Origin of the sequence: Streptomyces sp. NPDC051776 (assembly GCF_040681345.1) — a bacterium.
GTDB lineage: Bacteria > Actinomycetota > Actinomycetes > Streptomycetales > Streptomycetaceae > Streptomyces.
The window spans coordinates 1-9,844 of sequence record NZ_JBFAYQ010000093.1 but is presented as its reverse complement, the minus strand read 5'-3'; the positions used below and the strand labels follow the sequence as shown (position 1 = coordinate 9,844).

Annotated in this window: 9 protein-coding genes; 6 read left to right on the top strand and 3 right to left on the bottom strand. The window is 71.1% G+C overall.

Annotated features, from left to right (window positions below; all coding sequences use genetic code 11):
• The first annotated feature begins 161 nt into the window (after window positions 1-161).
• On the top strand, window positions 162-626 hold the full coding sequence (locus AB0M26_RS30630) for a GatB/YqeY domain-containing protein (RefSeq protein ID WP_365266114.1): 465 nt from the start codon (window positions 162-164) through the stop codon (window positions 624-626).
• A gap of 406 nt (window positions 627-1,032) precedes the next feature.
• On the opposite strand, the gene AB0M26_RS30625 is transcribed toward AB0M26_RS30630, so the two are convergent.
• The gene (locus tag AB0M26_RS30625) at window positions 1,033-3,285 is read right to left on the bottom strand and encodes a transglycosylase domain-containing protein (protein WP_365266112.1); all 2,253 of its coding nucleotides are present in this window, start codon (window positions 3,283-3,285) and stop codon (window positions 1,033-1,035) included.
• 382 nt (window positions 3,286-3,667) lie between these two features.
• Here AB0M26_RS30625 and AB0M26_RS30620 point away from each other — a divergent pair, with 382 nt between their 5' ends.
• Entirely contained in the window at window positions 3,668-4,012 is a 345-nt protein-coding gene (locus tag AB0M26_RS30620; RefSeq protein ID WP_365266110.1) for a WhiB family transcriptional regulator, read from the top strand.
• 322 nt (window positions 4,013-4,334) lie between these two features.
• On the opposite strand, the gene AB0M26_RS30615 is transcribed toward AB0M26_RS30620, so the two are convergent.
• Window positions 4,335-5,606 (bottom strand): ArsA family ATPase, encoded by a 1,272-nt coding sequence (locus AB0M26_RS30615; protein WP_365266108.1) that lies wholly within the window; start codon window positions 5,604-5,606, stop codon window positions 4,335-4,337.
• Complete coding sequence (locus tag AB0M26_RS30610; protein ID WP_365266106.1) at window positions 5,603-6,595, bottom strand: ArsA-related P-loop ATPase; 993 nt, start codon at window positions 6,593-6,595, stop codon at window positions 5,603-5,605. Before AB0M26_RS30610 ends, AB0M26_RS30615 begins: the two co-directional genes overlap by 4 nt.
• Window positions 6,596-6,667: 72 nt before the next feature.
• Between AB0M26_RS30610 and AB0M26_RS30605 the strand changes: the two genes are divergently transcribed.
• From AB0M26_RS30605 to AB0M26_RS30590, 4 genes are all read left to right on the top strand, one after another.
• The gene (locus AB0M26_RS30605; protein WP_345038500.1) at window positions 6,668-6,823 is read left to right on the top strand and encodes a DUF4177 domain-containing protein; all 156 of its coding nucleotides are present in this window, start codon (window positions 6,668-6,670) and stop codon (window positions 6,821-6,823) included.
• The gene (locus AB0M26_RS30600; RefSeq protein WP_365266103.1) at window positions 6,820-7,284 is read left to right on the top strand and encodes a RidA family protein; all 465 of its coding nucleotides are present in this window, start codon (window positions 6,820-6,822) and stop codon (window positions 7,282-7,284) included. The genes AB0M26_RS30605 and AB0M26_RS30600 overlap by 4 nt, the downstream gene beginning before the upstream one ends.
• A gap of 70 nt (window positions 7,285-7,354) precedes the next feature.
• Window positions 7,355-8,326: an NUDIX hydrolase gene (locus AB0M26_RS30595; RefSeq protein ID WP_365266101.1), complete on the top strand. Its 972-nt coding sequence runs from the start codon at window positions 7,355-7,357 to the stop codon at window positions 8,324-8,326.
• The gene (locus AB0M26_RS30590) at window positions 8,323-9,153 is read left to right on the top strand and encodes an MBL fold metallo-hydrolase (protein WP_365266099.1); all 831 of its coding nucleotides are present in this window, start codon (window positions 8,323-8,325) and stop codon (window positions 9,151-9,153) included. Before AB0M26_RS30595 ends, AB0M26_RS30590 begins: the two co-directional genes overlap by 4 nt.
• Window positions 9,154-9,844 lie beyond the last annotated feature (691 nt).

Here is a 9,844-nt window from a genome sequence, read left to right as displayed (position 1 = left end):
CTACCTTGCCGGCCTACACCTCCGCGCCTCGATGATCTGGATCAAGGACCTCACGCGAGCCGCCCCTTGATCACGACCAAATACGCTCCCTAGCCGCGGCAGCTCCCCCGCGATCGTCGTTCGGGCGCGTGGGGCGCCGCGCAGGTGCGAAAATCAACGGCATGACCACGCTCAAGGACAGGCTCCAGGACGACCTCACCACCGCGATCAAGGCGCGTGACGAGCTGCGCTCCTCCACCCTCCGGCTCACGCTCTCCGCCATCGCGACCGAGGAGGTCGCAGGGAAGTCGGCGCGGCAGCTCTCGGACGACGAGGTGCAGAAGGTGATCGCCCGCGAGGCGAAGAAGCGCCGGGAGGCGGCGCAGGCCTTCGCGGAGGGCGGCAGGACGGACCAGGCGGAGCGCGAGCGGGCAGAGGGAGAGGCGCTGGCCGAGTATCTGCCGAAGCAGCTGTCCGACGAGGAGCTGAGCGCCATCGTCGCGGAGGCCGTGAAGGAGGCCGCGGCGGGCGGCGCTGAGGGCCCCAGGGCGATGGGTGCGGTCATGAAGATCGTCAACCCCAAGATCGCCGGGCGGGCGGAGGGCGGCCGGGTCGCCGCCGAGGTCAAGCGCCTGCTCGCTGGCTGATGAGCCGGCCGACCGGCGGGCTCGTGGTCCGGCGGGGGCGCAGCGCCCGGCAAGGCCCCGTAGGACGCCCGATCCCCGCCGGCCCTCGCCGGGGGGCGTGCGTGCCCCGCCCCAGTTCATGGGTTTCGGGTCGGCTCCCCGTAGCCGCAGCAGCACCTTCCCACCGGGCCCCTGTCGTACGGCCCGGGCCGCACGGCCGTACGCAGCGGCCGGGCTGCGGCGCGTATGGCGACAGGCGAACGCGGCATGCCACCACCCGGTACCACGCGACCGCACGGCCCTGCCGCACACACGTGCGCGCCCGCCTGAGGCCGAACGCCACGAGGGGCGGCCCGGGACACCCCCGGGCCGCCCCTCCTCCGCTGCCTGAGTCCGGCGGCCCGCTCGACGGCGGGCCCGGCCGCCGTCAGTGCGGCTTCTTGCGTCCCCTCCCGCCGGGGCCGCCCTGGCCGCCGTCCGTGAAGCCGCCGTCGATGCCGCCGATCAGGTCCGGCGGGATGGAGATGTCCGGCCACGGGGTGCCACCGTTGCCGTGGCCACGGCCCGGGTCGTCCGGCCTCTCCGGCCGGTCCCGCTTGCCGTCCGAGATCGGGGCCACCGGCAGGTTCGGCGCCGGCTTGCCGGCCAGGGCGCCCGCCATCGCATCCCGCCAGATCGGCCCGGGAACGCCACCACCGAAGACCTTCGCGTGGTACTGGCCGCCGATCGTGATGTTCTCCATCGGCACCTTCGTGCCGGGGCTGCCGACCCAGACCGCACCGGCCATGTTGGGCGTGTAGCCGACGAACCACGCGGCCACGCGGTTGTCCGTCGTACCCGTCTTGCCCGCGCTGTCCCGTCCGCTCAGTCCGGCCTGCCGGCCCGTGCCGTCCTCGACCACGCCCCGCAGCAGGGCGTTCATCGTCTTCGCGGTCTTCGCCGACATGACCTTCCTGCACGTGGTCTTCGGGACGTCGAGCTCCTTGCCGTTCGCGTCCGTGACGGAGTCGATGGCGACAGGGGTGCAGTACGTGCCGCGGTTGGCGAACGTCGCGTACGCGTTGGCCATGGTCAGCGGGGCGATGGTCGCGCTTCCGAGGGTGACCGAGGGGCTCTGCGGGAGCGCGCCGCCGTTGCCCATCTGCACGCCCATGTTCGTGGCGAGCGTGGTGACGGGGCAGACCCCGATGTCACCGATCATCGCCACGAAGTAGGTGTTGATGGACTTCGCGGTCGCCTCCTTGAGGCTGTACGGGCCGACTTCCTCGCGCGTCTCGTTCTGCACGGTCTCGGACGAGTTGTTCGTCCAGGTGCCGTCGCAGGTCTGCACCGGGCTCGGGTACGGCATTTTGTTCGGCGACGGATACGTCTGGGACGTCGGCCTCCCCTGCTCCAGGGCGGCCGCGGCGGTGAACGGCTTGAAGGTCGAGCCGACCTGGAAGCCGTAGTTCGAACCGCCCATCTTGTGGTCGACGGAGAGGTTGATCTGCGTCTCGTTGTCGCCGAAGCCGTACGGGCGCGACTGCCCCATGCCCCGGATCTTGCCGCTGCCCGGCTCGACGAGCGTCACGGCGGTCGCGACCTTGTCCTCCTGGTTGACGTGGTCGCGGATCGAGTCCTGCACGGACTCCTGGGCCTGCGGGTCCAGCGTCGTACGGATCGTCAGGCCGCCCTGGTTCCAGCGCTTGGCGCGGGCCTCCTTGGTCTTGCCGAAGACCGGGTCCTGGAGGAAGACCTCCCGGACGAAGTCGCAGAAGAAGCCGGAGCCGCTGGAGGCGGTGATGCAGCCGTTCTTCGGCTTGCTGATGTCCAGGCCGAGCGGCTTCTCCTTCGCCGCGTCGGCCTGGGCCTGTGTGACGTCGTGCAGGTCGGCCATGCGCTGGAGCACGGTGTTGCGGCGCCGGGTCGCCTCCTGTTCGTCGTTGACGGGGTCGTAGCGGCTCGGTGACTGGACGATGCCGGCGAGCAGCGCCGCCTCCTCCAACTTCAGATCCTTCGCCGACTTGCTGAAGTAGCGCTGGGCCGCGGCCTCGACGCCGTACGCCTGCTGCCCGAAGAAGGTGATGTTGAGGTAGTTCTCGAGGATCGTCTTCTTCCCGAGCTCCTCCTCCACCTGGATCGCGTACTTCAACTCTTTGATCTTGCGGCCGATGGTCTGCTGTGTGGCCTGGGCGACCTTGTCGGGGTCGTCACCCGCTTCCTCCACGAAGACGTTCTTCACGTATTGCTGGGTGAGGGTGGAGGCCCCCTGGGAGACGCCGCCGTCCTGGGCGTTCTTGTTGAGCGCGCGGAGGATGCCCTTCAGGTCGACCGCGCCGTGCTGGTAGAAGCGCGCGTCCTCGATCGCGATGATCGCCTTCCGCATGTACGGCGAGACGTCCTTGAGCGGGACGACGGTGCGGTCGCGGGAGTAGACGGAGGCGATCGGGTCGCCCTCGGTGTCGAGGATGGAGGTCTTCTGGCTGAGCGGCGGCCGCTTGAGGTTGGCCGGGATCTCGTCGAAGCCCTCGACGGAACCTTTGGTCGCGAGGCCGAGCGCTCCGGCCGCGGGCAGGGCGATGCCCGCCATGACGGCGCCGGCAAGCACGCTGATGCCGAGGAACTTGGCGGCCTGTTGTGTCATGGTCAGCCCGCCACCCGTTCCCCCGCCGGCGCTTATGACCGAGCGCTTCTTACCCATGGGGGGCAGCCTACGTTCTCATTCGCCGGACAGACATGCATCCATTGGCCTAAGCTGTTTCTGACGGTGACGGCGATGCGCGCCCGTATCACTCCTCTCTCCCTCCCCCGGAGTGGAGTTGTGTCCGGATAGGCGTCATGTGTCGCTCGGGTTCCGCCGTACCGTCGGACAACCGCCCTCATCTGCCGGGTACGTCCTGTTTGCCCCTACCTCACTCCGTTGGGTGATCTGCCGCGTACGCATAGTCCGTTCGGGCCATTCAAGATTGGGCCCGCAGGGGGTGTTGCGGCATGCCCTCCTTCCGTAACGTCCTCAACTGGCAACGGTGAATATGCCGCTGCCGCCGTGGGGGAGCCTCGATTCGGGAGAGGACGGCGCCAGCATGAGCTGGGTAACCGACTGGAGTACGAAGGCAGCCTGCCGCACGACTGATCCGGACGAACTGTTCGTTCAGGGTGCGGCTCAGAACAGGGCCAAAGCGGTCTGCACCGGATGTCCGGTGCGCACCGAGTGTCTGGCCGACGCCCTGGACAACCGGGTCGAATTCGGCGTGTGGGGGGGTATGACGGAACGGGAGCGGAGGGCGTTGTTGCGCCGCCGCCCAACAGTGACTTCGTGGCGCAGGCTTCTGGAGACCGCGCGCACGGAATACGAGCGGTCCACGGGCATGCTGCCGGTGGATGTGGACGTGGAGGTAGGTGACCCGGACTACGCGGCGGCGGGCTAGCAGCTCCGCGGCACGGTCCCGGTCAAGCCACCCCCCACCGGCTCACCGGAAGTCACGACACGTACGGCTCATCAATGCCCGGGCAGCCGGCCCGGGCAGAGCCATATCACCGGGCCATCACCGGCGCGCACGCGGCGTCGTCGGCATCGGGCGCGACCGCGGTTCCGATCGTGCCGGCCCGGCAGAATCCTTTCGCCACTCCCTTGCGGCGCCCCGGCAGCAGGCGCCTCGGAAGCAGGCGCCCCGCACCATTCGTCTCGGCATTCGTCTCGGCACCTTTTCTGCCGGTTCTCGGCCAACCGGCCGCTGCCCCGCCGGGAGTTCAGGCCGCGCCGACGGCGCGCCCGTCCGCGAGCCGCGAGCCGATGGCGCGCAGACCGTCGAGGTCGTGCACATCCCCGGGCAGCGCGGCGACTTCGGCCACCGCCACTTCCGGATGCAGCGCGGTGAACCGGTCCCGGGTGCGCTGTTCCCGAGCGATCACTTGCATGCGTTCGGCGTGCAGGCGCAACAGCCCGGCGGCCAGGATCTCGGCCGCATCGGGTTCGTCGGTGTCGTCGTTCTCGTCGCCCACTGCCCTGGGGGAGCCGTCGTCGGGCGTACGATTGCCAGCTTGCCCAGGGATATGATCCACAATGCGGCCGTCGTCAAGATTTTCCGCGGCGGCCAGAGCGCGCTCCGCACTGAGCTGCCCCGCCCCGCTCCCGTGCACACGGTTGAGCACGAGCCCCGCCAGCGGCATGTCCTCGGCGGCCAGACGCTCGACGAAGTACGCCGCCTCGCGCAGCGCGTCCCGCTCCGGGGCCGCCACCACCAGGAACGCCGTCCCCGGGGCCTGCAGCAGCCGGTACGTGGCGTCGGCGCGGGTCCGGAAGCCGCCGAACATGGTGTCCATCGCGGCCACGAAGGTCTGCACATCGCGCAGGAGCTGCGCCCCCATCAGCTTGTTGAGGGTGCCGGTCATCATCGACATGCCGACGTTCAGGAACTTCATCCCCGCCCGGCCCCCGATCTTCGCCGGGGCCATGAGCATCTTGATGAACCGCCCGTCCAGGAAGGACCCGAGCCGTTTCGGCGCGTCCAGGAAGTCCAGCGCCGACCGGCTCGGCGGGGTGTCCACGATGATCAGGTCCCACTCGTCGCGCGACCGGAGCTGGCCCAGCTTCTCCATGGCCATGTACTCCTGCGTGCCCGCGAAGCCGGCCGACAGCGACTGGTAGAAGGGGTTCTCCAGAATGGCCCGGGCCCTTTCGGCATCGGCGTGCGCCTCGACGATCTCGTCGAAGGTCCGCTTCATGTCGAGCATCATCGCGTGCAATTCGCCGCCCGCGGATGCGTCGACGCCCTCGACCCGGCGCGGCACGTTGTCCAGCGAGGCGATCCCCATGGACTGGGCCAGCCGCCGGGCCGGATCGATGGTCAGCACGACGACCTTGCGGCCGCGCTCGGCCGCCCGTACGCCCAGGGCCGCGGCCGTCGTCGTCTTGCCCACGCCGCCCGAACCGCAGCAGACGATGATGCGCGTCTCCCGGTCGTCCAGCAGCGGGTCGGTCTCCAGCAGGGCGGCCGGTTCCAGCGCGCTCACGGTGCTCATGCCCCTTCCTCCGCCACGCCCTGCTTCCGCAGGTCCGCCGCCAGCCGGTAGAGCCCCGCGAGGTCCGCGCCGTCGCCGAGGAACTCCAGCTCGTACGTCGGCAGACCAAGGCCCGTGAGTTCCGTGCGCTGTTCGCGTTCGAGAGCCAGACGCTCCGCGTGTTCCCTGGCCTGGTCCAGCAGCGGACCGACCAGGCGCTCCGCGTGCCCGCCGCGGCGCGCCCCGCCGAGCCCGGCCTGGGACAGCGCCTGAGCCACGGCCGTACGACTGCCGCCCGCGGCCTCCCGTACGGCCTCTCCGTCGAGGATCTGCGGACGCACCATGTTGATGATGATCCCCCCGACCGGCAGTGCGGCCGCGCGGAGTTCGGCGACGCCGTCCATCGTCTCCTGGACCGGCATCTCCTCCAGCAGCGTGACCAGGTGGACGGCGGTCTCGGCCGACTTCAGCACCCGCATGACCGCCTGGGCCTGATTGTGTATCGGGCCGATCCGGGCCAGCCCCGCCACCTCGTCGTTGACGTTGAGGAATCGGGTGATGCGGCCGGTGGGCGGCGCGTCCATGACCACGGAGTCGTAGACGGGCCGCCCGTCCTTGCCCTTGCGGCGCACCGCCTCGCATGCCTTGCCGGTCAGCAGGACGTCCCGCAGCCCGGGCGCGATGGTGGTGGCGAAGTCGATCGCGCCGATCTTCTTCAGGGCCCGCCCGGCGCTGCCCAGCTTGTAGAACATCTGGAGGTAGTCCAGCAAGGCGCGTTCGGCGTCGATCGCGAGGGCGTACACCTCGCCGGAACCGCCCGGCGCCACGGCGATCTTCCGCTCCTCGTAGGGCAGCGCCTCGGTCTCGAAGAGCTGCGCGATGCCCTGCCTGCCCTCGACTTCGACCAGCAGAGTGCGTCTGCCCTCGGCGGCGAGGGCGAGCGCGAGGGCCGCGGCGACCGTGGACTTGCCGGTACCGCCCTTGCCGCTGACGACGTGGAGCCTGCTCATGTCCGGGAGCCTAACCAGTCGGTGCCCGGCCTACGCACGAGGCCGCCCCGCACAGGCATTACAGTCGGGCCCATGACGAAGTGGGAATACTCGACAGTGCCGCTGCTCGTGCACGCCACCAAGCAGATCCTCGACACCTGGGGCGAGGACGGCTGGGAGCTCGTCCAGGTCGTGCCGGGTCCGAACCCGGAGCAGCTCGTGGCCTACCTCAAGCGGGAGAAGGCATGAGCGCGGTCGAGAGCAGGATCGCCGAACTGGGGCTGAAACTACCCGAGGTCGTCCCGCCGCTCGCCTCCTACGTTCCGGCGGTGCGCTCCGGCCGTTACGTGTACACCTCGGGCCAGTTGCCGATGGTGGAGGGCACGCTCCAGGGCACCGGGAAGGTGGGCGCCGAGGTCGCGCAGGAGAAGGCCGCCGAGCTGGCGGGCGTCTGCGCACTCAACGCACTGGCGGCGGTCAAGTCCGTCGTCGGCGACCTGGACCGGATCGCGCGGGTCGTGAAGGTCACCGGCTTCGTCGCCTCCGCGCCGGGTTTCACCGCACAGCCGGGCGTCGTCAACGGCGCGAGCGAACTGCTGGGCAAGGTCCTCGGGGACAAGGGCGTGCACGCGCGCAGCGCGGTCGGCGTGGCCGTTCTGCCGCTCGACGCACCCGTCGAGGTCGAGATCCAGGTCGAGATCGCGGACTGACGGTACGGGGCGGCCGCCCGCCTCCGCCGCCCCCTCGAACATCTTCCCGGGAGCGCATAGCATCCGGCCCATGACCACCCAGAATGGGCCGGAGCCGGCCGAGCGGAAGAGCAGCGGCTGGAACGACGACTGGCCGTCGCGGATCCGCGCGCTCGCCGGTGGCGAGCTGACTCCCGTGACGCCGCGCCGGGCCGCCACCGTGCTTCTGCTCCGCGACGGTGAGCAGGGCCCGTCCGTCCACATGCTGCGCCGACGCACCTCCATGGCCTTCGCCGGGGGCGTGTATGCGTATCCGGGCGGCTCCGTGGATCCGCGCGACGAGCGCCCCGTCGCGTGGGCTGGACCCTCGCTGGCGGACTGGGCCGCCCGACTCGGTCTCGATGACGAGGCGTCGGCCCAGGCCGTCGTCTGCGGGGCCGTCCGCGAGACCTTCGAGGAGGCGGGCGTGCTGCTCGCCGGGCCGTCCCCGGAGACGGTGGTCGAGGACACCACCGGTGACCACTGGGAGGCGGACCGGGCTGCGCTCGTCGCCCGTGAGCTGTCCTTCGCGGAGTTCCTGGACCGGCGGAGTCTGGTGCTGCGCAGCGATCTGTTGCACTGCTGGGCGCGCTGGATCACCCCGGAGTTCGAGGCCCGCCGCTACGACACCTGGTTCTTCGTCGCGGGACTGCCGCGGGGGCAGCGCACCAGGAACGCGTCGACCGAGGCGGACCGCACCGTGTGGATCCGCCCGGAGGAGGCGTCCGCAGGCTACGACCGGGGCGAACTGCTGATGATGCCCCCGACGATCGCCATGCTCCGCGAGCTCCGGCCGTACGGGTCGGCGGCCGAGGCGCTGGCGGCCGGGGAGGGGCGCGATCTGACGCCCGTCCTGGCACAGGCGGAGCTGCGTGACGGGGAGATCGTGCTGAGCTGGCCCGGCCACGCCGAGTTCACGATGCGCTTCCCCGTCTCGGAGCCCGGGGTCTCGGAGTCCGAGGTCTCGGAGCCCGGGGCCTCCGCACCGAGGGGGTCCGGTCGCACCACGGGAGCCGGTGCATGACCTTCGCGGGATCACTGCCGGGTCAGCCGCGCGGCGGCGCGATCGGTGGTGCGGCCACCGCGCGGGCCGTGTGCGTCCTGGCGCCGAACCCGTCCGCCATGACGCTTGACGGCACCAACACCTGGATCGTCGCCGAGCCGGACTCGGACCTCGCGGTCGTCATCGACCCGGGCCCGCTCGACGAGGGGCATCTGACCGCGGTGATGACCGAGGCGGAGAAGGCGGGCAAACGCGTCGCGCTCACGCTTCTGACCCACGGCCATCCGGACCACGCGGAGGGCGCCGCCCGCTTCGCCGAACTGACCCGGACGCCCGTACGCGCGCTGGATCCGGCCATGCGACTCGGCGACGAGGGCCTGGAGGCGGGCGATGTGATCACGGACGGCGGGACGGAGATCCGGGTCGTCCCGACCCCCGGCCACACCTCCGACTCGCTGTCCTTCCACATCCCGGCCGACGCCGCGGTCCTGACGGGCGACACCGTCCTCGGGCGCGGCACGACGGTCGTCGCGCACCCGGACGGAAGGCTCGGCGAGTACCTCGACACCCTGCGGCGGCTGCGTTCGCTCACGGTCGACGACGGCGTGCACACCGTCCTGCCGGGCCACGGCCCGGTGCTGAACGACGCCCGTGGCGCGATCGAGTACTACCTCGCGCACCGGGCGAACCGCCTGGCCCAGGTGGAGACCGCCGTCGAGGCCGGCCACCGCACGGCACCGGACATCGTGGCCCATGTGTACGCGGACGTGGACCGGTCGCTGTGGCCCGCGGCGGAGCTGTCCGTCCGGGCGCAGCTCGACTATCTGCGCGAGCACGGACTGATCTGACGCGCGCTGACGCGGCACTGGCTGATCCGGCACGGTACGCGCCGGCCTGACACGGGCTGTTCCGAGGCGCCGTCAGCGCTGAGTGGGGCCCGCGGTGACGGGTCGTGGTGAGCGGTTGCGGCGTAGGGCTCAACGTGGGGACGGCGTAGGGGAATTGATCGAGCGCAAGCCTGAGCAAGCCCTTGTTGCGCTCTCGCGCGGGCCAGTAGGTTCCCCCTTGTCGCGGCACGGCCCCTCGGCCTTCCCCCGTGGGCCCGCGCGTGTCCGTGCCGCGACCCGGAGGAAGCCCGCGGCGCGAACGGCCGTGGCCCCGCCCGACGGCGCCGTCCCGCACCTGGACGAGCTTGATCTCGCCCGCGGTCTTGAGGATCTTGTCGGCATACCTCGGCCGCCTGTCGCTCGCGGGAGCGCCCGGTGTGCCTGGGACACCGCGGCGCGGCCGTGCGGGACGGGCGGCGCGTACGGAAGCTCGTACGGCGTGAGGGTTCGTCGGGCGTGAGGGTTCGTGCGGCGTGACGGCCCGTACGAGGTGAGGGTTGGTACGGCGTGACGGCTCGTACGGCGTGACGGCCCGTGCCCGGTGGCCCGACCTCCACACCGACACACCTCGACTCGGCCGGCCTCGTACCGTGCGAAGGGGGCCCCCCCCCCCCGGGGCCCCACGGCCCCGCCGCACGCCCGGCCGGGGAGC

Bases quoted from the DNA above. Each gene is read 5' to 3' on its own strand.
- AB0M26_RS30630 (WP_365266114.1), top strand. From the start codon at position 162: ATGACCACGCTCAAGGACAGGCTCCAGGACGACCTCACCACCGCGATC.
- AB0M26_RS30625 (WP_365266112.1), bottom strand. From the start codon at position 3,285: ATGGGTAAGAAGCGCTCGGTCATAAGCGCCGGCGGGGGAACGGGTGGC.
- AB0M26_RS30620 (WP_365266110.1), top strand. From the start codon at position 3,668: ATGAGCTGGGTAACCGACTGGAGTACGAAGGCAGCCTGCCGCACGACT.
- AB0M26_RS30615 (WP_365266108.1), bottom strand. From the start codon at position 5,606: ATGAGCACCGTGAGCGCGCTGGAACCGGCCGCCCTGCTGGAGACCGAC.
- AB0M26_RS30610 (WP_365266106.1), bottom strand. From the start codon at position 6,595: ATGAGCAGGCTCCACGTCGTCAGCGGCAAGGGCGGTACCGGCAAGTCC.
- AB0M26_RS30605 (WP_345038500.1), top strand. From the start codon at position 6,668: ATGACGAAGTGGGAATACTCGACAGTGCCGCTGCTCGTGCACGCCACC.
- AB0M26_RS30600 (WP_365266103.1), top strand. From the start codon at position 6,820: ATGAGCGCGGTCGAGAGCAGGATCGCCGAACTGGGGCTGAAACTACCC.
- AB0M26_RS30595 (WP_365266101.1), top strand. From the start codon at position 7,355: ATGACCACCCAGAATGGGCCGGAGCCGGCCGAGCGGAAGAGCAGCGGC.
- AB0M26_RS30590 (WP_365266099.1), top strand. From the start codon at position 8,323: ATGACCTTCGCGGGATCACTGCCGGGTCAGCCGCGCGGCGGCGCGATC.